The following is a 26,170-nucleotide window of genomic DNA, read 5'->3' as shown; positions in this document are numbered from 1 at the left end:
GGGTCAGCCGTCCAGGTCGTCGATGCCGTCGGCGACCGGTCGTACGTCGACGTACCCGCCCTCGGTGTCCGGGTCGACGAACCGGGCGGCGATCTCGGTGGCCCGGTCGAAGCTGACGCAGTCGACGACGGTGAACCCGGCCAGCACCTCCTGCGTCTCCGGGTACGGCCCGTCGGTGACCACCGGCGTGCCCTGCCGCAGCCGCACCCGGCGGGCGTGCACCGGCGCGGTCAGCCCCTGCCCGTCGACCAGCTCGCCGGATTCGGCCAGCTCCTGGTGCACCGTCGCCATGTGCTCGTGCATCGCGGCGACCTGCTCCGGTGTCATCGGCGGCTGTGCCCCGGGACGGCCGGCCATGGCGTCGTAGTCGCGCTGCGAGCCGTACAACATGATCATGTATTTCATGGTTCTCCTCTCGGCCGCGGGGTGCGGCCGGACATCCGGGACGTCGGAGCCGCCGGACCGATCCGGACACCGGCTGCGAGGCTAACCCCCGGGACGGGTGGCGGCGGTCACCTACCGTGGTCCCGTGACGATGTGGCTCGTGCTCGGGGCGGCGGCCCTGGTGATGATCGGCACGGTCGGCTGGGTCGCCTGGCGCGACCGGGCCCGCACCGTCGGGGCGGAGAACGGTGCCGCCGGGCAGAAGGCCCAGTCCAGACAGCATCGGTACGAGGTTCAGCGGCACAGCAGCCAGGGTGGGACGATCTACGGCGGCCAGCCGTGGTGACCACCCGGGCCGAGCCAGTCCGGGTCACCCATGGTCAACGGGACGCCGGCCGGGCATGATCGTTCCACGGTCGGGGTACCACCGATCGCAGGACCGGCACGCCTGGGAGGCACACGGTGACGGCAGGCTCGCGACGCCGCTCGCACGGACCACTGCTCGCCGCGCTGACGGCGCTGGTGGTGGCGGTCGGCTGCGCGGCCGGCGGGGTGGGGGAGAACGCGCCGCAGCAACCCCGGGAGCCGGCCCCCCGGCAGTCGACGCGCCCGGCGGCCCCGGCCTCGCCGCAGGCGGAGACCACCCGCGCCGACGGGACCACCAGCGTGGCCGAGTTCAAGAGCGACATCGACGACGCCGTCACCATTGCCGAACGCTACTGGGCCGCCCAGTTCCGGGACTCCGGCCAACAGTTCCGCCCGATCAGCCGGATCGTGCCCTACCAGCGCGAGGGTGAGGTGTCCTGCGCCGGGCAGGCACTGCCCCGCAACAACGCCGTCTACTGCTCCCGGGGCGACTTCATCGCCTACGACGTCAACTGGTCGGTGTCGGCGTTCCGGCAGGTCGGTGACGCGTTCGTGTTCTATCTGCTGGGCCACGAGTACGCCCACGGCATCCAGGTCCGGCTCGGCATCCGCGCCGACTTCACCATCCAGCAGGAGTTGCAGGCCGACTGCATGGCCGGGGCGTACCTCGGTGACTCCGTCCGCGACGGCACCCTGAGACTCGACGCCGGTGACCTCGACGAGTTCCGTGAGGGGCTGCTCGCCGTCGGCGACGACCCCGACCAGCCGTGGTTCGCCGAGGGCTCGCACGGCACCGCCGAACAGCGCACCGACTGGTTCTTCCGCGGCTACGAGCGGTCCCTGGACGCCTGCAACCTGCGCTGAGGAGCAGGTCACGTCCGGCCGGTACGGCGGCGCGCGTCCCGGACCGGGCTGGCAGGATCGCCCGGAGACCATCCGCGAGCGCCAGGAGGATTCCGCTGAGCAGCCCACACCCCGCCGCCGTGCTCTTCGACATGGACGGCACCCTGGTCGACAGCGAGAAGCTGTGGGACGTCGCCCTGCACGAGCTGGCCGCCGAGTACGGGGGCACGCTCACCGGCCCGGCCCGGCGGGCGATGATCGGCACCGCGATGGACGCGTCGATGCGCATCCTCCACGACGACCTCGGCCAACCCGAGCGGGACCCGCAGGCCAGCGCGGACTGGATCAACGCGCGGATCCTGGAACTGTTCCGCACCGGGCTGCGCTGGCGGCCGGGCGCGTTGACGCTGCTGAGGGCGGTCCGCGCCGCCGGCATCCCCACCGCGCTGGTCACCTCCAGCGGTCGGCCGCTGGTCGAGGTGGCCCTGGACACCCTCGGCCGGGACAGCTTCGACGCCGTGGTCTGCGGCGACGAGGTCGACTCGGCCAAGCCGCACCCCGAGCCGTACCTGACCGCCGCCCGGCTGCTCGACGTGCCGATCGGACGCTGCGTGGCGATCGAGGACTCGCCGACCGGGGTGGCCAGCGCGCTCGCCGCCGGTGCGGCGGTGCTGGCCGTGCCGGCGGAGGTGCCGGTGCCGCCGACCGACGGCGTACACCAGGTGGAGAGCCTGACCTCGGCGGACCTGGAGCTGCTGGCGGCGCTGCTCGGCGAGCCGCCCGGCTGAGTCGCCGACACGACGAAGGGGGTTCCACCGGCCGGCGGAACCCCCTTCGCGGTGGACGGGATCAGTCGTGCGCGATCGCGCCCAGCACGTTGATCCGGGCCGCCCGCACCGCCGGCAGCACCGCCGCCACCACGCCGATGACGGCCGCCAGCAGCAGGAACAACCCCATCTGACCCCACGGCAGGATCAGGTCGGTGATGCCGTCGTCCTTGAGCGCCCGCACCACCGCGGCACCGAGGCCGACGCCCACCACGATCCCGAGCAGCGCCCCGAAGACCGAGATCACCACCGCCTCCACGGTGATCATCCGCATGGTCTGCGCCCGGCGCAGCCCGATCGCCCGCAGCAGCCCCAGCTCGCGGGTCCGCTCCAGCACCGACAGGGCCAGCGTGTTGACGATGCCGAGCACCGCGATCACGATCGCCAGCGCCAACAGGATCTGGATCATCGTGAGCAGGCTGTCCAGCGAGCCGGTCTGCTGCTCGATGAACGCGTCCCGGTCGGCCACCGACACCTCCGGGCTGTCGGCCAGCAGCGCCTCCACCTGCGGCTGCACGTCGGCCACCCGGGTGCCCGGCGCCAGCTGGATGAACCCCTGGTTGGGCTTCGGGATGGCGAAGTCCTTCACCGCCTGCGGCGGCAACTGCACCGGGCTGGTCAGCTCGGAACTCTCGTAGATGCCGCTGACCGTGTAGGTGCGCGGCTCGCCCCGGGAGGCCTGCACGGTCACCGTCGAGCCGACCGAGATGTTGCGGGACCTGGCGGCGTCGGAGCTGAACAGCATCTGGTCCGGGCCGAGCCGGCTGATGTCACCGGCGGTCGTCTTCGCCCCGAAGATCCGCTGCAACGCGGTCACGTCGCTGGACGCGGCCAGCCAGGTGACCTTCCCGTCGACCATCCCCATGTCGCCGTACTCGCCGTCGGCCATCTGCACGCCGGGTAGCGCCGCCACCTTCGTCAGCACCGCCGGGTCGAAGCTCGCCGGCCGTGGACCGGTCGTCGAGCCCGAGATCACCAGCTCGGCCTTGATGGTGTCCTGGGCCAGCGCGCCGATGCTGCCCTTCGCCGAGTCCAGGATCACCGTCACCCCGGTCACCAGGGCGATGCCGACCATCAGCGCCGCCGCCGTGATCGCCGTGCGGCGCGGGTTGCGGCCGGAGTTCAGCCGACCCAGTTTGCCCGGCACCGACCAGGCGAAGATCGCCCCCAGCAGGGACACCACGGGGCGGCTGATCAGCGGGGTCAGCAGCGCCACCCCGATGAAGGCGAACAGCACGCCACCCAGGATGACCGGCAACGTGTTGTCCCCGGCGTTGCCGCTGAGTCCGAGGAACAGCAGCACGGCGCCGATCCCGGTGATCACCCCACCGGTCACGGTGACCCGGGTCAGTGGCCGGTCCGGGTTGGCCACGTCCTGCATCGCCGCGATCGGCGGGATGCGCGCGGCCCGCAGCGCCGGCAGCAGCGCCGCCACCACCGTGATCAGCAGGCCGACCGCGAAGGAGCCGATCACCGCCGACGCCGGGACGCCGATGCCGGCCAGCGTCAACCCACCGGCCAGGTTGCCGAAGACGTACGCCAGCAGCGCGCCGATGCCGATGCCGGCACCCAGCCCCAGCACCGAGGCGATCAGGCCGATCGCCACCGCCTCCAGCACCACCGAACCGATGATCTGCCGGCCGCTGGCCCCGATCGCCCGCATCAACGCCAGCTCCCGGGTCCGCTGCGCCACGATGATCGAGAAGGTGTTGAGGATGAGGAACGTGCCTACCAGCAGCGCGACGGCCGCGAAGCCGAGCAGGATCTTGTTGAAGAAGGACAACCCCTCCTTCAGGCTCGCCGAGGCGTCCGCCGACAACTGCGCGCCGGTCTTGACCTCGAAGCCGTCGCCGAGCGTACGGGCCACGTCGTCGCGCAACGTGGCGTCGCCGACCCCGGCGGACGCCCGGACCGTGACGTTGGTGAAGGCGTCCCGCTCGCCCAGCAGCAGCCGCTGCGCCACCGGCGTGGTGAAGGCGATCTCGTTGACCCCGCCGATCGAGTCCCGGTCACCGCTGTAGCCGAAGATCCCGACCAGGGTGAAGGTCTGCTTCGGCGTCAGCGGGGTCAGCACCCCGACCCGGTCGCCGACCTTCACCTTGCCCGCCCGGGCGAGCGCCGCGTTGACGACGATCTCGTCGTCGGCCCGGGGCTCGCGGCCCTCCCGCAGCTTCACCAGGTCGCTCTCGCCCTGCCAGTTCGACCCGAGCTGCGGCGGCCCGAACGAGGTGACCACCTTGCCGTTGCCGCCGATCAGCTGGGCCCCGTCGGTGGTGACCACGCCGGTGGCCTCGGCCACCCCGGGCACCGAGGCGATCCGCTGCACCGTCGCCGCCGGCACCGTGGTCGGCACCTGCTCGCCCTGCATCTCGCTGAGCGCCACCTTGGGCTTGCCGGCGACGTTGACGTCGATGCCCTCGTACGCGTCGGCGAAGACCGCGTCGAACGAGCGGCCCAGCGTGTCGGTGAGCACGAACGCCCCCGAGACGAACATGACACCCAGCACCACGGCCAGGCCGGACAGCAGCAGGCGCACCTTGCGCGCCAGCAGACTCTTGAGGGTGGCCCGCAACATCAGCCGGCCACCTCGACCGGGGTGTCCAGCTTCTTCATGGTGTCCAGCACCGTGTCGGCGGTCGGCTCGATCAGCTCCGAGACGATCTGCCCGTCGGCGAGGAAAACCACCCGGTCGGCGTACGCGGCGGCGGTCGGGTCGTGGGTGACCATCACGATGGTCTGCCCGTGCTCGCGCACCGAGTTGCGCAGGAAGTTGAGCACCTCCGCGCCGGAGCGGGAGTCCAGGTTCCCGGTCGGCTCGTCGGCGAAGATCACCTCGGGCCGGGCGACCAGCGCCCGCGCGCAGGCGACCCGCTGCTGCTGGCCACCGGAGAGCTGCGACGGCCGGTGTCCCAGCCGGTCCCGCAGGCCGACGGTGTCGATCACCGTGTCGTACCAGGCCGGGTCGGGCTTGCGGCCGGCGATCGACATCGGCAGCAGGATGTTCTCCTGGGCGGTGAGGGTGGGCAGCAGGTTGAACTGCTGGAAGATGAAGCCCACCTTGTCCCGGCGCAGCTTCGTCAGACCCGAGTCACCCAGCCCGGTCACCGTGGTGTCGCCGATCTGCACCGTGCCCTTGCTGACCGAGTCCAACCCGGCCAGGCAGTGCATCAGCGTCGACTTGCCCGAGCCCGACGGGCCCATGATCGCGGTGAACCTGCCCCGCTCGAACTCGGCGCTGACCCCCCGCAGCGCGGCGACCTGCGCCTCGCCGGTGCCGTACACCTTCCACACGTCGTTCGCCCGGGCCGCGGCCTGCGCATGACGGCCTACCGTCGCGGTCACGTCATCTACCTCTTCCGTCTGGCTGTGTCTGCCCCCACCGCCCCCGCTGGTCGGTGGGGTCGATCCCATCCTCGGTGCCGGTCGGCGCGGATCCGTCCGACCACGGACTGACCCGGCGCGGATTTCCCGCTGCGGGTCGGCCCGGAGAACGGCTCAGGGTTGTCCCTGAGCCGCCGACCGGTCCTACCACCCCACCCTGCGGCGGGGCCCGGCACCGACGTCAGGATCTGACGCCACGACACGGTCAACCGCACCGCGCCGCCTTTCGTCACGGTAGGTGAGCGCGGCAACGCTGCCGTCCCCCCACCGGCCTCACCCCGGGTACGCCCCGAGGGGCACCGGGTGCCGCCCGGCTACGCCTTGGGGCGGACCAGCCCCGACTCGTACGCCAGCACCACCGCCTGCACCCGGTCGCGCAGCCGCAGCTTGGTCAGCACGTGCCCGACGTGCGTCTTGATCGTCGTCTCGCTGACCGACAACGCGGCGGCGATCTCCGCGTTGGACAACCCCCGGGCCACCTGGACGAGCACCTCCCGTTCCCGCTCGGTCAACGTGCCCAGCGCCTTCGGTGGGCTCGCCGCCGGGTCGGGCAGCACGGTGGCGAACCGGTCCAGCAGCCGCCTGAGGATGCGCGGCGCCACCACCGCCTCCCCGGCGGCCACCGTCCGGATGGCGGTCACCAGGTCGTCGGCCGGCACGTCCTTGGCCAGGAAACCGCTCGCCCCGGCCCGCAACGCCCCCACCACGTACTCGTCGAGGTCGAAGGTGGTGAGGATGAGCACCCGCACCGGCAACCGGGCCTCGACGATCGCCCGGGTCGCGGCCACCCCGTCCATCCGGGGCATCCGGATGTCCATCAGCACCACGTCGGGCAGCAGCCGCCGGGACAGCTCCACCGCCTCCTGACCGTCCCCGGCCTCGGCGACGATGTCGAGGTCGTCCTCGGTGCCCAGCACCATCCGGAACCCGGTGCGCAGCAACGGCTGGTCGTCGGCGAGCAGGATCCGCACCGGCCGTCCCGGCGGGTGCCCGGCGGCCCGGTCGTCCGGCGCGGACGACGGGGGGCTGCCGTACGTCTGGCCCATCTGCTGTCCCCGTTCCCCCGTCACGCCGGGACCGTCCCGGCCGGTTCCACCGGAATTCTCGCGTACACCCGGAAGCCGCCACCGGGCCGTGGCCCGATCCGCAGGGTTCCACCGTAGAGGGCCACCCGTTCGCGCATGCCGACCAGTCCGTGCCCGATCCGGTCGGGTCCCGGCTCCGGCCCCCGCCCCGTGTCGGTGATCTCCACGGTCAGGCCGCCGGCGTCGACGCCCAGCCGGACGGTCGCGGTGGCCGACCCGGCGTGTTTGAGCGCGTTGGTCAACGCCTCCTGGGTGATCCGGTACACCGTCAGCGAGACACCCTCGTCGAGCGCCGGCACCGGGTCGGCGACCTCCAGGACGACCGGTAGCCCCGCCTCGCGGACCTGCTCCACCAGCGCGGTGATGCCGGCCAGGCCGGGCTGCGGGGTGAGGTCGGCGGCGGGCTCCGCGTCGGTGCGCAGCACGTCCAGCAGCCGGCGCATCTCCCGCAGCGTGACCCGGCTGGTGTCCTCGATGGTGGCGATCGCCTCGTCGGCGGCGGCCAGGTCCCGGTGCAGCACCCGCCGGGCCCCGGTCGCCAGCACTCCCATCACGCTGACGTGGTGGGCGACCACGTCGTGCAGTTCCCGGGCGATCCGTCGCCGCTCGTCGGCCACCGCCTGCTCGGCCAGCGCCCGCTGGTTGTCCTCGGCCGCCCGGGCCCGCTCCCGCAGGGCCCGCAGCGAGGTGCGCCGGGCCCGCACCGCCCGCCCGACCGCGTAGGCGAGCAGGGCGGTGAGCAGGTTGTTGAGCACCAGGTACGCCGGACCGACGTCGAGCCCGGTGTCCAGTGGGGTGAGCACGTTGAGGGCGGCCACCGGAACCCACAGCAGCACCGTGGCGGCCACCGCCGCGAGCGCCGCCCGGTGCACCGCCATCGTGTACGTCAGCACCAGGAACGTCAGGCTCTGCGTGGTCGGGGCGTGCCCGAGCACCGCCGGCACGGCCAGGGTGGCCAGCGCCGCCCCCACCGCCGGCCACGGCGCGGCCCGGCGCAGCGCCACCGGCGCCGCGCACAACCCGCTCCAGGCCAGCATGGACGGCAGCTGCCGGGGCCAGAACTCGCGCGGGGTGAGCAGGACGAAGGCGACCTCGACCAGCACCAGCGCGGCGGCGAACAGGACGTCACCGGCCAACGGCCGGCGCACCCACCACCGCTCGGGTCCCTCGGTCATACCGCGACGCTAGCCGCCTGCCGGGGCGTCCCGTCGTCGCCGACGGTGAACCTCGTCTCCTCCTCACGGATGAGCCGACCTCCACCCGCTGGGGACGCTGGCGCTACTCGTCGGTGCCCGGGGTGGCCGGACGGGACCGGGCGTCACGCAACGGGTCGGCCGCCCCGGCCCGCTCGGGAAACGGCGGCGGGGTGCCGCCGAAGGCCGGGCAGTGCGCCTGGTGGTTGCACCAGTCGCAGAGCCGGCTCGGCCGGGGGCGGAAATCCCGCCGCGCGGTGGCCTGCTCGATGGCCTGCCAGAGCGCCACCACCGTGCGCTCGAACCGCAGCAGTTCGTCGGCGTCGGGGGAGTAGTCGCAGACCTCGGCGTCCTTGAGGTAGAGCAGACGCAGCACCCGGGGCACCACCCCCCGGGTGCGCCACAGCACCAGCGCGTAGAACTTCAACTGGAACAGCGCCCGCGCCTCGAACGCCTCCCTCGGCGCGCCGCCGGTCTTGTAGTCGACCACCCGCAACGCCCCGTCGGGGGCCACGTCGAGCCGGTCGAGGTAACCCCGGATGAGCAGCTCGTCGTCGACCACCGCGGAGATCAGGCTCTCCCGCTCGGCGGGCTCCAGCCGGCGCGGGTCCTCCACCGCGAAGTAGCCCTCCAGCAGGGCCGCCGCCGACCGGAGGAAATCGGCGGTGCCCGGCTCGTCGCCCGGGTCGAACAGCCCGGCCAGCTCGGGCTGTTCGGTGACCAGCCGGTCCCACTGCGGGCCGACGAGGTCACCGGCGGCCTGCGGGGTGCGCCCGGCCGCCGGCAGGTCGAACAACCGTTCCAGCACCGCGTGCACCAGGGTGCCCCGGGCCTGCTCGACGCTGGGCCGCTCGGGCAGCCGGTCGATGCTGCGGAACCGGTAGAGCAGCGGGCAGGTCTTGAAGTCGGCCGCCCGTGACGGCGACAGCGAGGCCCGGACCGTGGCGGGCAGCGCCGCCGGAGGATGCTGCTGGCCGATCACCGGTTCCGCCGTCATGACCCGAAGGTTAGGACACCGGTCTGACAGGGCGGTGCTCGCCGCACCGGGCATGATCGGGTCGGCGCGTAGCATCGGGGCGGTGGAATCCCGTCCCCGCCCGCCGCGTCGGCCCCGCAGCGGACTGACCGTCGGCCGGGTGTTCGGGGTGCCGCTGCACCTCAACGTGTCGATGCTGCTGCTCACGCTGCTGGTGACCGTCACCTACGCCGAGTTCGCCCGGGACCGGCTCGGCCTGTCCCCGCTCGGCGGCTACCTGATCGGCCTCGGCTTCGTGGTGTCGCTGCTCGGCTCGGTCCTGCTGCACGAGCTGGGGCACGCGCTGACGGCCCGCCGGTACGGCATCGGTGTGCGCGGGATCACCCTGGAACTGCTCGGCGGCTACACCGAGATGGACCGGGACGCCCCCACCCCCAGGGTGGAACTGCTGGTCTCGCTGGCCGGTCCGGCCGTGTCGGCGCTGCTCGGCGGGCTCGCCGTGGCCGCCACCCTGGCCACCCCCGACCACACCCTGGCCCACCAGCTCGCCCTGCAACTGGCGTTGAGCAACGTCATCGTCGCCGTGTTCAACGTGCTGCCCGGCCTGCCCCTGGACGGTGGCCGGGCGCTGCGTGCCGTGCTGTGGCGGATCACCCGCGACCGGCACCGGGCCACCGAGGTCGCCGGCTGGGTCGGGCGGGCCGTCGCGGTGGGCACCGCCGGGCTGGTCGTACTGCTCACCGTCGAGCGGGTGCTGGTGCCGCTGGCGTTGCCGCTGATGCTGCTGGTCGCGGTCACCCTCTGGCGGGGCGCCGGCCAGTCGATCCGGTACGCCCGGATCAGCCGCCGGGTGCCGCTGCTCGACCTGGGCCGTTTGGTCCGCCCGGTCGTCGCCGTCCCCACCGGCACGCCACTGGCCGAGGCGCAGCGCCGGCACGCCGAGCAGGGACCACCCGGGTCCGCCGTGCTGGTGGTCGACGGCGCGGGGCGGCCGGTCGCCCTGGTCGACCCGGCGGCGGCGGAGGCCGTACCGGTGGGCCGGCGGCCCTGGCTCGGGGTGGACGCGGTGGCCCGGCCGCTGGCCGCGCTCCCGGCGGTGCCGCTCGGTCTGGACGGCGAACGGCTGATGGCGGCCGTGCAGGCCCACCCGGGCGCGCGGTACGTGGTGACGTCAGGCGAAGATGTGGTCGGCGTTCTGCACATCGCGGATCTCGCCCAGGTCCTCGAACCCACACGGAAGATGAACAGGTGACCGCAGCACATCCCCCCGCCCTCCCGGCCCCCGACGGCACACCGACGGCCACGGCCGTCGCGGAACTACCCCCGGTGCACCGGGGTCCCTTCCGTCCCGGTGACCGGGTGCAGCTGACCGATCCCAAGGGGAGGATGCACACCGTCACCCTGGAGCACGGCAAGGAGTTCCACACCCACCGCGGCATCCTGGCGCACGACGCGCTGATCGGGCAGCCCGACGGCAGCGTGGTCAGCACCGCCGGCGGCGGGACGGCGTTCCTGGCGCTGCGTCCGCTGCTGTCGGACTACGTGCTGTCCATGCCGCGCGGTGCCCAGGTGATCTATCCGAAGGACTCGGCGCAGATCGTCGCCATGGGCGACATCTTCCCCGGGGCCAAGGTGCTGGAGGCCGGCGCCGGCTCCGGTGCGCTGAGCTGTTCCCTGCTGCGCGCCGTCGGCACCGGCGGTGAGCTGCACTCCTACGAGGTGCGCGACGACTTCGCCCAGATCGCCCGGCGCAACGTGGAGGCGTTCTTCGGCGCACCGCATCCGGCCTGGCGGCTGCACGTCGGCGACGTCGCCGGGTGCCCGGAGACCGGTTTCGACCGGATCATCCTGGACATGCTCACCCCGTGGGAGACCCTCGACATGGTCGAGCGGGCGCTGCTGCCCGGCGGCGTGTTCATCGGCTACGTGGCGACCACCCCGCAGCTGTCCGAGCTGGTCGAGGCGTTGCGCGAGCGGGGCGGCTGGACCGAGCCACGGGCCTGGGAGTCGCTGGTGCGCGACTGGCACGCCGAGGGGCTCGCCGTCCGGCCCGACCACCGGATGATCGCGCACACCGCGTTCCTGGTGTCCGCGCGTAAGCTCGCTCCGGGCGTCACCGCGCCGCCGCGTCGCCGCAAGCCCAGCAAGGGCGCGGAGGCGTACGCCGAACGTAAGCAGGCGCTGCGTGAGGCGGCGGCGGCCCGGGAGGCGGCGGCGCAGGCCACCGCCGCCGCGTCGGCCGCCGGAGCCGACGGGCAGGACCTGCCGTGACGGCGGATCGGAGCAGCTGGGCGTGAACGGGCAGAACCCGACGGCCGGTGCGGGCCGACGGTGTGACCGCGGGGAGTGGGCATGAGTCGGCCGGGCTTCGGCGGCGGTGAACTGCCGGCCGTGTTCCCCGACTGGTCGCCGTACCAGGACCTGGAGTCGGCGGCGCGGGCCTACCTGCGAGATCCGGACATCGCCCTGGAGGCGCTCGGCGGGGTGCTGCGGGGCGCGTCGGTGCTCGGCTTCACCCTGGAACGCTTCGTCAACGAGGTCAACGGGGTGTGGCAGGAGGTCGTCGTGTGCGACGGCAGCCGGCTGGTGCTCTGGCACGGCGAGGACGTGCCACCGGGGGAGGGCCCGCCGGGGTCGATGACGTCGTCGCTGCGGGTGGTGCCGGTCTCCACGGTCACCGAGGTGGGTTGCCGGCGGCGGCTCACCCGGGCCGAGAACGGCGAGGTCCGGGTGGACAGCATCGACGTCTACCTGCTGCTCACCTCGCTGGACGAGGCCCCGCCCGGCGACGAGATGGTCGGCGCGCCCCGGCACGACGCGCTGCGCTTCGGCAAGACCCTCGACGACGGCGGGGCCGGTCAGATCGCCCGGCTGGAGGAGTTCGCCCGGCTGGTCGCCTCGGTGGTCGGCCGCCCGCTGCTGTGACGCCGCGACCGGGCCGTGGGTGACGCCGGGGCCGCCCCGGCGTCCTCGGCTCAGTCGTCGGCCTCGGGGCCGGCGACCTCGACGCCGTCGCTGCCGCGCACCACGTGGATGCACTCACCCGGGCACTCCTTCGCGGAGTCGATCACTTCCAGCCGCAGGTGCTCCGGCACGTCGACCCGGCTGCCGGGGGCGAGCCGCAGCTCACCGTCGACGCCCTTGACGTACGCCAGGCCGTCGACGTCGAACTCGAAGACCTCCGGCGCGTACTGCACGCAGAGCCCGTCACCCGTGCAGAGGTCCTGGTCAACCCAGACCTGCAACTGGTCGGTAGCGACGTCGGTCACCCGGCACCCCCCATGTTCTCCCGTCCCACTCCCCGACGGTACCCGAACGGCCGGACCTGCCCCTCAGGCGTCCCTGGCGATCAAGGTTCGGTGACGAGGGCGTTGCGTGGGACCGAATCGGCCTCATAGCGGCTAGTGTTAGGGCAGAACGTTCAAGCCCCCCGGGGAGGTGGGACGTGGCACGCAGTGACGACGCGGACTCGCGCGCCGCACGGTGGGAGAAGGAGGCCCACGATCTCTCCACGCAGGTCGCGTTCCTTCAGGAGGAACTCGCCCTGGTGCGGCGCAAGTTGACCGAAAGCCCCCGACACGTCCGGCAGCTCGAAGAGCGGCTGGCGGCCACCCAGGCACAGTTGGCGCGGCTCACCGAGAACAACGACCGGCTCGTGAGCACCCTCAAGGAGGCTCGCGCGCAGATCGTGACGCTCAAGGAGGAGATCGACCGGCTGGCACAGCCGCCGTCCGGCTACGGTGTCTTCCTCGCGCGACACGACGACGGCACGGTGGACATCTTCACCGGCGGACGCAAGCTCCGGGTAGCCGTCTCACCCTCACTGGACGCCGAGGAGTTGCGGCGCGGCCAGGAGGTCCTGCTCAACGACGCGCTCAACATCGTCGACGCGTTCGGCTACGAGCGGGTCGGTGAGGTGGTGATGCTCAAGGAGATCCTCGCGGGTCCCGAGGGCGCTCCGGGTGACCGGGCGCTGGTGGTCTCGCACTCCGACGAGGAGCGCATCGTCCACCTGGCCGACACCCTGATCGGCAGCGCGATCAGGGCCGGCGACTCGCTCATGATCGAGCCCCGCTCGGCGTACGCCTACGAGCGGATCCCGAAGAGCGAGGTCGAGGAGTTGGTGCTGGAGGAGGTGCCCGACGTCGACTACACCGACATCGGCGGCCTCCAGTCGCAGATCGAGCAGATCCGCGATGCGGTGGAGCTGCCCTTCCTGCACGCCGATCTGTTCCGGGAGCACCAGCTCCGGCCGCCGAAGGGCATCCTGCTCTACGGTCCGCCTGGCTGTGGCAAGACGCTCATCGCCAAGGCGGTGGCCAACTCGCTGGCCAAGAAGATCGCCGAGCGGCTGGGTAAGGACCGGCACACCAGCTTCTTCCTCAACATCAAGGGTCCGGAGCTGCTCAACAAGTACGTCGGTGAGACCGAGCGACACATCCGGTTGATCTTCCAGCGGGCCCGGGAGAAGGCCGGGGAGGGCACCCCGGTCATCGTGTTCTTCGACGAGATGGACTCGATCTTCCGGACCCGTGGCTCCGGTGTCTCCTCAGACGTGGAGAACACCATCGTGCCGCAGCTGTTGAGCGAGATCGACGGCGTCGAGGGCCTGGAGAACGTGATCGTGATCGGTGCCTCCAACCGGGAGGACATGATCGACCCGGCCATCCTGCGCCCCGGCCGGCTCGACGTGAAGATCAAGATCGAGCGTCCGGACGCCGAGGCGGCCAAGGACATCTTCTCCAAGTACATCCTCGCCGGGCTGCCGCTGCACGCCGACGACCTGGCCGAGCACGGCGGTGACCCGCAGGCCACCGTCGCGGCCATGATCGACGCGGTCGTCCTGCGGATGTACTCGGAAACCGAGGAGAACCGTTTCCTCGAGGTCACCTACGCCAACGGCGACAAGGAGGTCCTGTACTTCAAGGACTTCAACTCCGGCGCGATGATCCAGAACATCGTCGACCGGGGCAAGAAGATGGCGATCAAGGAGTTCCTCACCTCCGGGCGCAAGGGGCTGCGGCTGCAGCACCTGCTCGACGCCTGCGTCGACGAGTTCCGGGAGAACGAGGACCTGCCCAACACCACCAACCCGGACGACTGGGCCCGGATCTCCGGCAAGAAGGGCGAGCGGATCGTCTACATCCGCACGCTCGTATCCGGCGGTAAGGGCACCGAGGCCGGCCGTTCCATCGAAACCGCGAGCAACACCGGCCAGTACCTCTGACCGGCCGACCGGGCGGGCCCGCGATGCGTCGCGGGCCCGCCCGTCTGCGTCACCCACTGTTAACCGCGCCACCCCGCGTCGGGCGGGTGGAATGCCGGACTCGTCGTTAGACTTCCCCCACCGCGTAGTCGACTCCGAGGAACCGCGTGCCGCCCGAGCTCTCCGTCGCCGATCCGCCGCTGTCCCCGGCACTGGATCGCACGCCCCCCACCGTCCCGACGGCCCCGAGGGGCCGTAGCTGGCGGTGGATACCCCTCCTGCTGGCCGCCCTCGTCGCCGCCTGGGCCGTGCCCCTCGCCGGACACGCCCTGCACCGGGAGTGGCTGCTCCCGCCGATAGTCCTGGTCGCCACGGCCAGCCTGCTACGCGGTGGCCGCACCCTGCTCGACCGGTTGATGCTCGCGCTCGGCCTGCTGCTCGGCCTGACCGCGATCGCCGGCCTGGTCTTCCCGGTCTGGCCGTGGGGGATGCAGCCGGTGCCGCTGACCGGGACCGCCCTCACCGCGCTGGCCCTCGCCGCCGCCGCGCTGCGTCGCCGACCCCGGCTGCCCCGACCCGGCTGGGCCGACCTGTTCCCGCTGGCCGGCGCCGCCGCCATGGTGGTCTACCTGCGGCAGCCCTGGCAACGCGCCACCGACCTCGCCGACCGGCTCACCGTCCTCGGCATGGGCGAGGACAACTGGCGGCACCTGGCACTGTTCGACGCCATGGGCCGCCTCGACGGCTACACCTTCGTCGACCCGGCCGCCGCCCGGGAGCAGATCACCGCCCAGCTCATCTACTACCCACAGGGCTGGCACCTGGTCACCGCCCTGCTCGACGGCTTCCTGACCCCCACCGGGCCGCGCGTCGACGCCCTCGTCGCCCACTACTTCGGCTGGACCATCGCCGGCTTCGGACTGTTCACCCTCGTGCTGATCTGGGCGGCCCAACGGCTGGCCGGCCCGATCCACCTGCTGCACCGCACCGTGCTCACCGTGGTCGTCGGCGCGCTCGTGCTCGGCACCCAGCTACCCCGCCTGCTCAACGCCGGCTACCCCACCGAGGTGCTCGGGCTGACCCTGACCGTCCTGATCGCCATTCTGGTCGCCCGACCCGTCCCCGGTACCCGCGAACAGGTCGTGCTGCTGTGCGCCCTGCTCGCCGCCGTCGGGTTCACCTACTACCTGTTCCTGCCGGCGGCCGCCGTCCTGGTCCTGTGCTGGGTGCTCACCCACTGGCGGGAGGCGCTGCGCCGCTGGTTCACCGTGCTGACGGTCGGCCTGGCCGGAGCCGCGCTCGCCCTGATCGCCCCGCTGCTCGGCGTGCTCCGGGCCGGCCAGACCGAGGCGTTGGTCATCGGCTCGTCCCAGGCCGTCGAGGGTTGGCGGGCGCTGATCTGGCTCGGCGGGATCGTCGGAGTGGCCCTGCTCGTGCAGATCGCCCGCACCGACCCGGCCTGGCGACGCTGGCTGCTGGTCGGCGTCGTCGGGGTGGCCCTGCCGCTGACCATCGCGCAGATCAACACCAACGCCGGGGTGGCACCGGGCTACTACTTCGTCAAGGGCACCCACCTGGCCACCGCGCTGCTCATCGTCGGCACCGCCGCGGTGGTCCGGTTGCTGCCGGTGCCCCGGCCCGGCCTGAGCTGGCGCGGTGCCGGCAGCACCACCGCCGGGGTGCTCGCCGCCGCCCTCACCATGACGGTCGTGGTGGCGCTGTGCGGCGTCACCGGTTGGCACCGCAGCCTGCTGGTGGTCGACGAGCAGACCTGGGCGCAGCGCTGGGTCCACCAGGACCTCACCCTGCCGTCCCGGGTGGCCTGGGTGTGCGCCGACGCCCAACAGCGCTACCCCGAGGTCCCGGGGACCACCACCCTGGTCATCGACCGGGGGCCGGTGCGCTCCTATCTCATCTCGCTGTGCCTGTCGGCGCTGCACGGCACCACCGCCGCCACCGACCCCGGCATCTACAGCCTGCCGTTCCTCGAACCGGACCGCACCGACATCATCGTGCGCCGGGTCGCCGGCCCGGTCCGGTTCATCACCTCCGATCCCAAGGGGGAACGCCGGGTGCACCGGATGCTGCGCGACGAACCCGCGCTGCGGCACCGGTTGAGCTGGGTGCCGCTGACCGTCCCCGAGTGCGACGTGGCACCCTCCGACGAGCCACCCCCGCCGACCCCGGAGACGGCACCACCCGACCCGGCCGCGGCGGCGTGCCCCCTTCCCCGGTGAGGCGGACTACGCTCGACGTGACGGCGGACCGGGTGAGGCGAGCGGAGCGGGTAGGTCGATGAGCGTCAGAAGGATCATGGGCACCGAGGTCGAGTACGGGATCTCCGTGCCCGGCCAGGCCGGGGCAAACCCGATGGTCACCTCGTCGCAGGTGGTCAACGCGTACGGCGCGCGCCCGGAACTCAACCGGGGTGGCCGGGCCCGCTGGGACTACGAGGAGGAGTCGCCGCTGCGCGACGCCCGCGGTTTCACCTACTCCGGGGCCGCCTACGACCCGGCGGAGGCGCTCGCCGACGAGGATCTCGGCCTGGCCAACGTGATACTCACCAACGGCGCCCGGCTCTACGTCGACCACGCCCACCCGGAATATTCCACACCAGAGGTGACCAACCCGCTCGACGTGGTGCGGTGGGACAAGGCGGGGGAGCGGGTGATGGCCGAGGCGGCCCGACGGGCGGCCACCATTCCCGGCACCCAGCCGATCCACCTCTACAAGAACAACACCGACAACAAGGGCGCCAGCTACGGCGCCCACGAGAACTACCTGATGCGGCGGCAGACCCCGTTCGCCGACATCGTGGCGTACCTGACGCCGTTCTTCGTGACCCGGCAGATCGTCTGCGGTGCGGGCCGGGTCGGCATCGGGCAGGACGGCGGGCAGAGCGGCTTCCAGATCTCCCAGCGGGCGGACTTCTTCGAGGTCGAGGTGGGACTGGAGACCACCCTCAAGCGGCCGATCATCAACACCCGCGACGAGCCGCACGCCGACGCCGACAAGTACCGCCGGTTGCACGTCATCATCGGCGACGCCAACCTGTCGGAGATCTCCACCTATCTCAAGGTGGGCACCACCGCGCTGATCCTCACCATGATCGAGGAGAAGGCGCTCGGCGCCGACCTGGGCATCGCCGACCCGGTGGCCGAGCTGCGGGCGGTCAGCCACGACCCGTCGCTGACCCACCGGATGCGGCTGCGTGACGGCCGGCGACTGACCGCCCTGGACCTGCAGTGGGCCTACTACGAGCGGGCCCGTTCCTTCGTGGACGAGCGGTACGGCGCGGACGCCGACGCGCAGACCCTGGACGTGCTGGAGCGCTGGGAGCGGGTGCTGGACCGGCTGGGCCGGGACGTGTTCCTCTGCGCCGACGAGTTGGACTGGGTGGCGAAACTGCGGTTGCTGGAGGGCTACCGGGAGCGGGAGAAGCTGGGCTGGGGCTCGCACAAGCTCCAGCTCGTCGACCTCCAGTACTCCGACGTCCGGCCGGAGAAGGGCCTCTACCACCGGCTGGTGACCCGGGGCTCGATGAAGACGATGCTGGACGACGAGCAGACCCGCCGGGCGATGACCGAGCCGCCGGAGGACACCCGCGCCTACTTCCGGGGCCGCTGCCTGGCCCAGTACGCCTCCGAGGTGGTCGCGGCGAGCTGGGATTCGGTGATCTTCGACGTGGGCCGGGAGTCGCTGGTCCGGGTGCCGATGATGGAACCGGAGCGGGGCACCCGCAAGCACGTGGGCGCGCTGTTCGACAGGTGTGACACCGCCAAGGACCTGCTGGAGACGTTGACCGGCGGCTGACCCGACCGGTGGCGGTGGCCCGTCGTGCGTCGGATGCCGGCGCGCGGCGGGCTTTTCGTCGCCTCCGCGAGGTAAGTTCATCGCAGACGATCGTGGAGGAGGCAGCGAGATGGCTTCACAAGAGGGCGGCCAGACCCAGTCGGGCAAGTCGCACCAGGCCGAGGAGATCGACGACGTCACCACCGAGGTCAACCCCGAGGTCGCCGAGCGGCACGCCGAGATCACCGAGGACGTCGACGACCTGCTCGACGAGATCGACTCGGTCCTGGAGGAGAACGCCGAGGAATTCGTGAGGGGGTATGTGCAGAAAGGGGGTGAATGAGGCAAATGTCCGATTCGCCAGGGGTGCTGGACAAGGTATGCCCCCAGTGCGGTCGCTCGTTGCCGACGTCGGCCTTCCACCGTAACCGGCGTCGCGCGGACGGTCTGGCGTTCTACTGTAAGACCTGCGCGGCGGCCCGCTCCGAGGCGAGCCGCCGTAGGCGCGGCATCGCTCCGCAGAAGAAGGCGGCCGTGCCGCTCGCGGACGGTCTGAAGTGGTGCCCTGACTGCGAGCAGATCAAGCCCGTCGACGACTTTCCCCGCACCACCAACGCGAGCGGACGCCACAGCTACTGCAAGCCGTGCCACAACTCACGCGGCAAGGAGACCGTGCAGCGGCTCTACGGCGGCAGTCGCGAGTACCACCTGCGCCGCCGCTACGGGATCGGCGAGCAGGAGTTCCAGGAGCTGCTCGCCGAGCAGGGCGGCGTCTGCGCCGTCTGCGGGGCGGAAGATCCTCAACATGTGGACCACGATCACCGCACCGGATGGGTGCGCGGGATACTCTGCTTCAACTGCAACGGTGGTCTTGGCCAGTTCCGTGACAGTCCCACGAGGCTGGCCAGGGCGATCACGTACCTGAGAGGAACCACGTGGCAGCGGGCTTTGATCCATCCGGGCGTCTACCAGATGTGTTCACCAACGCGGGGACGTCCTCCTTCACCTCGTTCCTGAGCAGGGTGGCCCCCGAGATGCTGCCCGGCCGACGGCCGCTGCCGCCGGGCATGGCCGCCGACCTGGCACCCCACGCCACCACCATCGTGGCCATCTCGGCCACCGGGGGCGTGGTGCTGGCCGGCGACCGCCGGGCCACCATGGGCAACCTGATCGCGCAGCGCGACATCGAGAAGGTGCACCCCGCCGACGCGTACTCGCTGGTCGGCATCGCCGGCACGGCGGGCATCGGCATCGAGCTGATGCGCCTGTTCCAGGTGGAGCTGGAACACTACGAGAAGATCGAGGGCGCGATGCTCTCCCTCGACGGCAAGGCCAACCGGCTCGCCGCGATGATCCGGGGCAACCTCGGCGCCGCCATGCAGGGGCTCGCGGTCGTCCCGCTGTTCGCCGGGTTCGACCTGGCCGCCCGGGACCCGGCCCGGGCCGGGCGGATCTTCAGCTTCGACGTCACCGGCGGCCCCTACGAGGAGACCGGCTACGACGCGATCGGCTCCGGTTCGCTGTTCGCCAAGTCGGCGTTGAAGAAGCGCTACCGGGCCGGCCTGTCCATCGACGACGCGACCCGGCTCGCCGTCGAGGCGCTCTACGACGCCGCCGACGACGACACGGCCACCGGTGGACCGGACCTGACCCGGCGGATCTACCCGGTGGTGATGACGGCGACCGCCGAGGGCACCCACCGGCTCACCGAGGCCGAGACGGCCACCATCGCCGAGGCCGTCGTCGCCGGGCGGATGGAGAACCCGGGCGGCTGACGCCGTCCCCACCCCCACCAGCCCCAGTCTCAGCACAGCGCCAGAAGGAGAACCGCCGCCGTGGCCATGCAGTTCTACGCCTCGCCCGAGCAGATCATGCGCGACCGCTCCGAGCTGGCCCGCAAGGGCATCGCCCGGGGGCGCAGCGCGGTGGTCCTGAGTTACACCGGCGGGGTGCTCTTCGTCGCGGAGAACCTCTCCAGCGCCCTGCACAAGGTCAGTGAGATCTACGACCGGATCGGCTTCGCCGCCGTCGGCCGGTACAACGAGTTCGAGAACCTGCGCCGCGCCGGGGTGCGGATGGCCGACCTCAACGGCCTGAGCTACGACCGGCGCGACGTGACCGGCCGGGCGTTGGCCAACGCGTTCGCGCAGACCCTCGGCGCGATCTTCACCGAGCAGTCCAAGCCGTTCGAGGTGGAGATCTGCGTGGCGCAGGTCGGCGCCACGGCCGACGAGGACGAGCTGTACCGGCTCACCTACGACGGCTCGGTCAACGACGAGCCGGGCCGGATGGCGATGGGCGGTCAGGCCGAGGCGATCACCGGTGTGCTCAAGTCCGAGCACCGCCCCGACATGTCGCTCAGCGAGGCGGTCAGGGTGGCCATGAAGGCGCTGAGCAGCGTCGGTGGCGAGGGTGGTGCGGCCCGTACGATCGCCCCCAACCAGCTGGAGGTGGCGGTCCTGGACCGCAACCGGGTGGGGCGTACCTTCCGGCGGATCACCGGCGCGGCGCTGACCGCGCTGCTGGAGGGCGACGCGGCCGGTGACGCCGCGCCGGCCGACGGCCGGGCCGCGACCCCGACGGTGCCGACGGAGGAGGCGCACAAGCCCACCACCTCGGCCGGCTCCGCCGACCTGGAGGGTCAGCCCCAGGAGAAGCCGGAGGCCTGACGCGCACGCGTAGCCAGGGGGCCGGGGTGCGAACCCCGGCCCCCTGGCGTCGACGGTCAGCGGGTGCGCAGCAGCGGCTTCGCCAGCGCCCAGTAGCCGGCGGCGATGACGTTGAATACGCCCATGCCGGGCGGCGACTCGACGTTCGACGGGTCGACCTTGGCGGTCATCAGCTCGGCGATGGTCCCGTCGGGGACCGTCCGCTCCTGCTGGAGCTGCCGGCGCCGGGCCCGTACCCAGGCCCGGTTGGTCCACAGCCAACCCCAGCCGCGTGCCTTCTCCCGTGCCCAGCCGCCGAGCAGCGCGGCCACCAGCATCGCCGCCTCGGTGAGCAGCAGCATCGGGGCCAGCACCACCAGCGTCCGTGTCTCGTACGCGGTGAGCAGCGAGATCAGGCGGTTGCGTTCCAGCAGGTAGTGCTTGAGCTTGTTGCGGGAGAACTCGTAGTGGTGCACCACCACCGCGTCCGGCACGTACTCCTGGCGCAGCCCGCGTTGCCACAGCCGCAGGCTGATCTCGGTGTCCTCGTGGTAGGCGAAGTACTCGGCGGCGAAGCCGTCCAGCTCCCGCCAGAGCGCCCGGTTGATCACGAAGCAGCAGCCGCTGATCGACGGGACGGTGGTCCGCCGGGCGTGCGCGCCGGCCGGCTGGCCGTTGCCGCCGGCCCAGGACAGCCCGATGTAGTGCAGCGGGTTGCCGGACGTGTTGATCAGGTCGGGGTTCTCGGCGAGCCGGATCGAGGCCATCACCGCGCCCACGCCGGGCTCGCCGGCCACCGCCACCGTCTTGGCCAGTGCGTCGGGGGCGACGACGGCGTCGGAGTTGACGAAGGCCAACCACTCGCCGGTGGCCTCGGCGGCGCCGACGCGGCAGCCGCCGGAGTAGCCGGTGTTCTCCTCCGGCCGGACCACCCGTACCCCGGGGAAGCCCTTGACCACGTCGATGCCGTCACCGGTGCAGCCGTTGTCCACCACGATCAGTTCGATCTCGACGTCGGTGCTGGCCAGCACGGCGCGGGCGGCGTCGACCAGGTAGGGCTCGGTGCCGTAGGCGAGCATCACCGCGGACACCTGGGGGCGGGACATCTACAGACCTCCGGATACGCCGGTGGCCACCACGTCGTCGAGCGGCCGGCCGGGGGTGGGGGTGGCCGGGCGGGTGCCCCGGCGCAGCAGCAGGACGGCCATGGTGGCGGCCACCACGACGGACCCGACCGCGTAGGCCAGCTCGACGCGGAGCGCGACCGGGGCCGGGACGACCGTGACGGCGAGCAGGGCGGCCACCCCGACCGTCCAGGAGACGGCCTGGGCGCGGTGCCGGTCGAGGGCGAGCAGGGCCTGACCGAGCACCATCGCCCACAGATAGGCCAGGGTGCCGACGGCCAGCCAGGCGAAGTCGCCGTGGCCGAGCACGCCGGGGGCGTCGAAGAGCCGGTGCACCAGCCACGGGCCGAGCGCCACCGCGCCGATCGCCCCGGCGACGCCGAGGGCGGTGACCACGCCGAGCGCCCGCCGCAGCAGGCCGTGGAAGCCGGCCTGGTCGCCGGTGGTGGCGGTGGTGGCCAGGCCGGGCAGCAGCGACGCCTGCATCGAGCCGAAGACGAACAGCGGGATGCGTACCAGCACCAGGGCGGAGAGCAGCGCACCGGCGGTCGCCACGTCGGCCGGGTCGAGCAGCCGGGCGTTGATCACGCCGATGTTGACCACGACCTGGGAGAGCAGGCTGGAGACGGTGAGCAGGCCGAGGCCGCGCAGCAGGATGTCCCAGGCGACGGGGACGCCGCCGCCGACGGCCCGCAGCACCGGGGGGAGGGTCACCAGCACCGACAGCAGCGGGGCGACGACCAGCACCGCGCCGTACCAGACCGGGTCGGTGACGCCGCTGACGCCGAGCCCGGCGACCAGCGCGATGCGTACCCCGCCGTCGACGCCGAGCTGGGTGCCGTACCAGGGGAAGAGTTGCAGGCCGGACAGCACGCCCCGGGTGGTGTAGGCCACGGCCATCGCGACCAGCGCGCCGATCAGCACGGCGACCATGGTGCCGTCACCGGCGAACAGCCGGTCGGTGAGCGTCCGGTAGCCGGCCAGGGTGACCACGACCAGCAGCGCCAGCACGACGGCGGCGACGACCGCCCCCCGGGCCAGCACCGGCCCCGGGGGGAGCCCCTGGCTGCGGCGGGCGGCGACGACCCGGGCCACCTCCTGCTCGACGGGGATGAACACGCCGATGCCGAGGGTGAACACGATCGACCAGAGCACCGACAGGGAGGAGTAGTCGGCGCGGTCGAGGGCGTGCCCGGCCACCGCGAGGTGTACGTAGGAGGCGAGCCCGAGCAGGGCGAGCCCGCCTCCGACGGCGAGGGTGCCGGGCGGGACGAGGTGGAGCAGCCGCCGCATCACCGGCGGATGAGCGCCAGCGTGAGCACCGCGAAGGCCCGGCCCAGGTAGATCATCGCCTTGGCGGGGGAGTGGCTGGGCGTGCCGGCCATCCGTTTGCGCATCGCCACCGGCACCTGACGGATGCGGTAGCCGCGCCGGGCGGTGTGCACCAGGGTCTCCACCGTGTCGCCGAGGTACTCGGCCGGGTACCAGCCGGCGAACATCTCGATGACCCGCCGGTTGGCGGCCCGGAACCCGGACGTGGTGTCGGTCAGCCGGGTCTTCGCCACCCGGGAGAGCACCCCGGACAGCATGACCATCGCCCAGCGGCGGGGGCCGCGTACGGAGTAGTCGCCCTCACCGGCGAACCGGGCACCGATGACCAGGTCGTTGTCGTCGAGCAGGTCGACCAGCTTGGGCACGTACCGGGGGTCGTGCTGGCCGTCGGCGTCGATCTGGATCGCCACGTCGTAGTCGTTGTCGCGGGCGTACCGGTAGCCGAGCCGCATCGCGCCGCCCACCCCGAGGTTGTACGGCAGCTTCGCCACCCGGGCGCCGGCGGCGGCGGCCACCGCGGCGGTCCGGTCGGTGGAGCCGTCGTCGACCACGAGCACGTCGACGCCGGGCAGTTCGCCCCGGACCTCGCCGACCACGTCGGCGATCGACCCGGATTCGTTGAGCGCCGGGATGATGATCAGGACACGCTTGCCGTTAACCATCGTGGGACACCAGTTCGTCTCGGGTGGCTGCGGTGACCTGTGCGCCGTCGGCGAGCCGGGCGGCGCGCTCCGCGTCGATCTGCGCGCGGAGCAGCGCGAAGTCCTCGGCCAGGGTGCGGGTCTCCTCCTCCAGCGCGCTGACCTCCCAGCTCAGGTGCACGCAGACCAGCAGCAGGAAGACGATGCCGAGGAAGAGCACGAGGCTGACGCCGGAGACCACGCCGAAGAATCCGGCCACGTTGTCCAGCAGGCGGGGGAACAGCGACAACGGGATGACGATGACCAACACGCCGAGCCAGAGCATGCCGTACTTCTCGCGGAGCTGCCGGCGGCGCAGCAGCTCGACGATCGTGGCGAGCAGGATCAGGCCGGTCAGACCGGTGACGAGGGTGAGCTTCATGCGACCTTCCACGGGGCGGGTGCAGTCGGGGAGGCGAAGGCGTCGGACAGCGTGGCGTGCCAGTCCGGCAGCGGGGGCAGGCCGGCCTCGGCCCACCGGTCGTGCCCTAGCACACTGTACGCGGGTCGTGCGGCCGGACGCGGAAACCGGTCGCTGGTGGTGGGTCGGATCCGGTCCGGGTCGAGCCCGGCCAGCGAGAAGGCGGCACGGGCCAGCCCGTACCAGGTGGTCCGGCCGGTGCAGGTGCCGTGGTAGATCCCGGCGGGGGCCCGGTCGGCCAGGGCCGCGTCGGCGAGCGCCACCAGGTGCCGGGCCAGCGCGTACGACCAGGTGGGCTGGCCGTGCTGGTCGTCGACCACGTCGAGGTGCTCCCGGGTGGCGGCGAGCCCGAGCATGGTGGTGACGAAGTTGCGGCCGTGCGCCCCGTAGAGCCAGGCGGTCCGCACCAGGTAGCCGGTTTCGGGGAGGAATCGGACCACGGCCCGCTCCCCGGCGAGCTTGCTGCGGCCGTAGGCGTTGACCGGGTCGGTGGGGGCGTCCTCGGCGTAGGGGGTGTCGGCGTCACCGGCGAAGACGTAGTCGGTGGAGACGTGCACCAGCCGCGCGCCGTGCCCGGCGCAGGCGCGGGCCAGGTGGGCCACCGCGTCGCCGTTGATCGCGGTGGCCGCCGCCTCGTCGCGTTCGGCGCCGTCGACGTCGGTCCACGCCGCGGCGTTGAACACCACGTCGTGCCCGGCGACCGCGGCGTGCACCGCCCCGGCGTCGGTGACGTCGAGGTCGGCGCGGGTGGCGGCGGTCACCTTGAGGTCGCCCCGGGTGGCCAGCGCGGCGAGCAGGTCCCGGCCGAGCATGCCACCCGCGCCGGTGACGAGGACCCGGGTCATGCGGCCGGTGCCGTCTTCAGCGGCTCCCACCAGGCCCGGTTGTCCCGGTACCAGGCGACGGTCCGGGCCAGGCCCTCGTCGAGGCCGATGCTCGGGGCGTACCCCAGCTCGGTGTTGATCTTGCTGATGTCCAGTGAGTAGCGGCGGTCGTGGCCCTTACGGTCGGCGACCGGGACGACCCGGTCCCAGCCGGCGTCACACGCCTCCAGCAGCCGCCCGGTCAGCTCCTTGTTGCTCAGCTCGGTGCCCCCGCCGATGTGGTAGACCTCGCCGGAGCGCCCGGCGTGCGCCACCATCGCGATGCCCCGGCAGTGGTCGTGCACGTGCAGCCAGTCCCGCACGTTGCCGCCGTCGCCGTAGAGCGGCACGGTGCCACCGTCGAGCAGGTTGGTCACGAACAGCGGTACGACCTTCTCCGGGAACTGGTACGGCCCGTAGTTGTTGGAGCAGCGGGTCACCACCACGTCCATCCCGTGGGTCCGGTGGTAGGCCAGCGCCAGCAGGTCGGAACCGGCCTTCGAGGCCGAGTACGGCGAGTTCGGGGCCAACGGCCAGGTCTCCGTCCAGGACCCCTCGTCGATCGAGCCGTACACCTCGTCGGTGGACACGTGCACGAACCGGCCGGTGCCGTGCCGCAGCGCCGCGTCCAGCAGGGTCTGGGTGCCCAGCACGTTGGTGGTGACGAACGGGGCGGCCCCGGCGATCGAGCGGTCGACGTGCGACTCGGCGGCGAAGTGCACGACCACGTCCTGGCCGGCGACGACCTCGTCGACGGTCGCCGGGTCGCAGATGTCGCCCCGGACGAACCGCAGCCGGGGGTCGTCGCGCACCGGGGCGAGGTTGTCCAGGTTGCCGGAGTAGGTCAGCTTGTCCAGCACGGTCACCGTCGTGGGCTCGATCGCGGGCACGCCGGACGCGTCGCCGCCGGGCACGCCCAGCAGCATCCGTACGTACTCCGACCCGATGAATCCGGCTCCGCCGGTGACGAGAATCCTCACGGGAACGGAAGTGTACGCGCACCCGCCCGCCGCTCCGGGGACCGTGACCCCGGTGTCCGGTTCGCGCCG

The 26,170-nt window shown here is 72.3% G+C and carries 26 protein-coding genes; 13 read left to right on the top strand and 13 right to left on the bottom strand.

What is annotated here, in order from left to right:
• Positions 1-3 precede the first annotated feature (3 nt).
• Positions 4-405 carry a YciI family protein gene (locus tag ACN260_RS15230; protein ID WP_422751738.1) on the bottom strand — a complete coding sequence of 134 codons (402 nt, stop codon included), beginning with the start codon at positions 403-405 and terminating at the stop codon, positions 4-6.
• A 124-nt stretch (positions 406-529) separates the two neighbouring features.
• On the opposite strand from ACN260_RS15230, the gene ACN260_RS15225 reads away from it, so the two are divergent.
• The 3 genes from ACN260_RS15225 (at position 530) to ACN260_RS15215 (ending at position 2,381) form a co-directional block, all read left to right on the top strand.
• Positions 530-730 (top strand): hypothetical protein, encoded by a 201-nt coding sequence (locus tag ACN260_RS15225; protein ID WP_422751737.1) that lies wholly within the window; start codon positions 530-532, stop codon positions 728-730.
• A 116-nt stretch (positions 731-846) separates the two neighbouring features.
• Positions 847-1,614: a neutral zinc metallopeptidase gene (locus ACN260_RS15220; RefSeq protein WP_422751736.1), complete on the top strand. Its 768-nt coding sequence runs from the start codon at positions 847-849 to the stop codon at positions 1,612-1,614.
• A 119-nt stretch (positions 1,615-1,733) separates the two neighbouring features.
• Positions 1,734-2,381 (top strand): HAD family hydrolase, encoded by a 648-nt coding sequence (locus ACN260_RS15215; RefSeq protein WP_422751735.1) that lies wholly within the window; start codon positions 1,734-1,736, stop codon positions 2,379-2,381.
• 61 nt (positions 2,382-2,442) lie between these two features.
• Here ACN260_RS15215 and ACN260_RS15210 read toward each other — a convergent pair whose 3' ends face one another.
• The 5 genes from ACN260_RS15210 to ACN260_RS15190 form a co-directional block, all read right to left on the bottom strand.
• On the bottom strand, positions 2,443-4,995 hold the full coding sequence (locus ACN260_RS15210; RefSeq protein WP_422751734.1) for an ABC transporter permease: 2,553 nt from the start codon (positions 4,993-4,995) through the stop codon (positions 2,443-2,445).
• Positions 4,995-5,762: an ABC transporter ATP-binding protein gene (locus ACN260_RS15205; RefSeq protein ID WP_219461466.1), complete on the bottom strand. Its 768-nt coding sequence runs from the start codon at positions 5,760-5,762 to the stop codon at positions 4,995-4,997. Before ACN260_RS15205 ends, ACN260_RS15210 begins: the two co-directional genes overlap by 1 nt.
• A gap of 353 nt (positions 5,763-6,115) precedes the next feature.
• Positions 6,116-6,847 (bottom strand): response regulator, encoded by a 732-nt coding sequence (locus ACN260_RS15200; protein ID WP_422756722.1) that lies wholly within the window; start codon positions 6,845-6,847, stop codon positions 6,116-6,118.
• 20 nt (positions 6,848-6,867) lie between these two features.
• The gene (locus ACN260_RS15195; protein WP_422751732.1) at positions 6,868-8,061 is read right to left on the bottom strand and encodes a sensor histidine kinase; all 1,194 of its coding nucleotides are present in this window, start codon (positions 8,059-8,061) and stop codon (positions 6,868-6,870) included.
• Positions 8,062-8,164: 103 nt separating this feature from the next.
• The gene (locus ACN260_RS15190; protein WP_422751731.1) at positions 8,165-9,076 is read right to left on the bottom strand and encodes a RecB family exonuclease; all 912 of its coding nucleotides are present in this window, start codon (positions 9,074-9,076) and stop codon (positions 8,165-8,167) included.
• Between the two features lie 139 nt (positions 9,077-9,215).
• Between ACN260_RS15190 and ACN260_RS15185 the strand changes: the two genes are divergently transcribed.
• From ACN260_RS15185 to ACN260_RS15175, 3 genes are all read left to right on the top strand, one after another.
• Positions 9,216-10,307 (top strand): site-2 protease family protein, encoded by a 1,092-nt coding sequence (locus ACN260_RS15185; RefSeq protein WP_422756721.1) that lies wholly within the window; start codon positions 9,216-9,218, stop codon positions 10,305-10,307.
• A gap of 74 nt (positions 10,308-10,381) precedes the next feature.
• Positions 10,382-11,326 carry a tRNA (adenine-N1)-methyltransferase gene (locus tag ACN260_RS15180; protein ID WP_422756720.1) on the top strand — a complete coding sequence of 315 codons (945 nt, stop codon included), beginning with the start codon at positions 10,382-10,384 and terminating at the stop codon, positions 11,324-11,326.
• 81 nt (positions 11,327-11,407) lie between these two features.
• Positions 11,408-11,980, top strand: coding sequence for a hypothetical protein (locus ACN260_RS15175; protein ID WP_088646669.1), 573 nt, complete (start codon positions 11,408-11,410; stop codon positions 11,978-11,980).
• Between the two features lie 50 nt (positions 11,981-12,030).
• Here the strand turns inward: ACN260_RS15175 and ACN260_RS15170 are convergent, their stop codons facing one another.
• A complete protein-coding gene (locus ACN260_RS15170; protein WP_422751730.1) occupies positions 12,031-12,324 on the bottom strand; it encodes a ferredoxin in 294 nt (97 codons plus the stop codon).
• A gap of 176 nt (positions 12,325-12,500) precedes the next feature.
• Here ACN260_RS15170 and arc point away from each other — a divergent pair, with 176 nt between their 5' ends.
• The 7 genes from arc (at position 12,501) to prcA (ending at position 20,722) form a co-directional block, all read left to right on the top strand.
• Entirely contained in the window at positions 12,501-14,282 is a 1,782-nt protein-coding gene (arc, locus tag ACN260_RS15165) for a proteasome ATPase (RefSeq protein ID WP_422751729.1), read from the top strand.
• Positions 14,283-14,428: 146 nt separating this feature from the next.
• Positions 14,429-16,498, top strand: a complete 2,070-nt coding sequence (locus ACN260_RS15160; protein WP_422751728.1) for a hypothetical protein — start codon at positions 14,429-14,431, stop codon at positions 16,496-16,498.
• A 58-nt stretch (positions 16,499-16,556) separates the two neighbouring features.
• The gene (dop, locus tag ACN260_RS15155; protein WP_363655246.1) at positions 16,557-18,074 is read left to right on the top strand and encodes a depupylase/deamidase Dop; all 1,518 of its coding nucleotides are present in this window, start codon (positions 16,557-16,559) and stop codon (positions 18,072-18,074) included.
• A gap of 109 nt (positions 18,075-18,183) precedes the next feature.
• Positions 18,184-18,396 (top strand): ubiquitin-like protein Pup, encoded by a 213-nt coding sequence (locus ACN260_RS15150; RefSeq protein WP_204924405.1) that lies wholly within the window; start codon positions 18,184-18,186, stop codon positions 18,394-18,396.
• A gap of 191 nt (positions 18,397-18,587) precedes the next feature.
• Positions 18,588-19,070, top strand: a complete 483-nt coding sequence (locus ACN260_RS15145) for an endonuclease VII domain-containing protein (protein WP_422751727.1) — start codon at positions 18,588-18,590, stop codon at positions 19,068-19,070.
• Positions 18,989-19,828 (top strand): proteasome subunit beta, encoded by an 840-nt coding sequence (gene prcB / locus ACN260_RS15140; RefSeq protein ID WP_204960155.1) that lies wholly within the window; start codon positions 18,989-18,991, stop codon positions 19,826-19,828. The genes ACN260_RS15145 and prcB overlap by 82 nt, the downstream gene beginning before the upstream one ends.
• A 60-nt stretch (positions 19,829-19,888) precedes the next feature.
• Positions 19,889-20,722, top strand: coding sequence for a proteasome subunit alpha (prcA, locus tag ACN260_RS15135; RefSeq protein ID WP_204924402.1), 834 nt, complete (start codon positions 19,889-19,891; stop codon positions 20,720-20,722).
• Between the two features lie 56 nt (positions 20,723-20,778).
• On the opposite strand, the gene ACN260_RS15130 is transcribed toward prcA, so the two are convergent.
• From ACN260_RS15130 to rfbB, 6 genes are read right to left on the bottom strand one after another with little or no spacing between them, the layout of a single operon-like run.
• Positions 20,779-21,807: a glycosyltransferase family 2 protein gene (locus ACN260_RS15130; protein ID WP_422751726.1), complete on the bottom strand. Its 1,029-nt coding sequence runs from the start codon at positions 21,805-21,807 to the stop codon at positions 20,779-20,781.
• Entirely contained in the window at positions 21,808-23,118 is a 1,311-nt protein-coding gene (locus ACN260_RS15125) for a polysaccharide biosynthesis protein (RefSeq protein ID WP_422756573.1), read from the bottom strand.
• Positions 23,118-23,819: a glycosyltransferase family 2 protein gene (locus ACN260_RS15120; protein WP_145920205.1), complete on the bottom strand. Its 702-nt coding sequence runs from the start codon at positions 23,817-23,819 to the stop codon at positions 23,118-23,120. The genes ACN260_RS15125 and ACN260_RS15120 overlap by 1 nt, the downstream gene beginning before the upstream one ends.
• Complete coding sequence (locus ACN260_RS15115) at positions 23,812-24,219, bottom strand: DUF2304 domain-containing protein (protein WP_145920204.1); 408 nt, start codon at positions 24,217-24,219, stop codon at positions 23,812-23,814. The genes ACN260_RS15120 and ACN260_RS15115 overlap by 8 nt, the downstream gene beginning before the upstream one ends.
• Positions 24,216-25,103 (bottom strand): dTDP-4-dehydrorhamnose reductase, encoded by an 888-nt coding sequence (gene rfbD / locus ACN260_RS15110; RefSeq protein ID WP_422756572.1) that lies wholly within the window; start codon positions 25,101-25,103, stop codon positions 24,216-24,218. The genes ACN260_RS15115 and rfbD overlap by 4 nt, the downstream gene beginning before the upstream one ends.
• The gene (gene rfbB / locus ACN260_RS15105; protein ID WP_422756571.1) at positions 25,100-26,101 is read right to left on the bottom strand and encodes a dTDP-glucose 4,6-dehydratase; all 1,002 of its coding nucleotides are present in this window, start codon (positions 26,099-26,101) and stop codon (positions 25,100-25,102) included. The genes rfbD and rfbB overlap by 4 nt, the downstream gene beginning before the upstream one ends.
• Positions 26,102-26,170 lie beyond the last annotated feature (69 nt).

It is taken from the genome of Micromonospora sp. WMMD708 (assembly GCF_049315245.1).
GTDB lineage: Bacteria > Actinomycetota > Actinomycetes > Mycobacteriales > Micromonosporaceae > Micromonospora > Micromonospora wenchangensis.
Note: the sequence above shows the minus strand (reverse complement) of the source record. Positions and strands in the feature narration are given on the sequence as shown.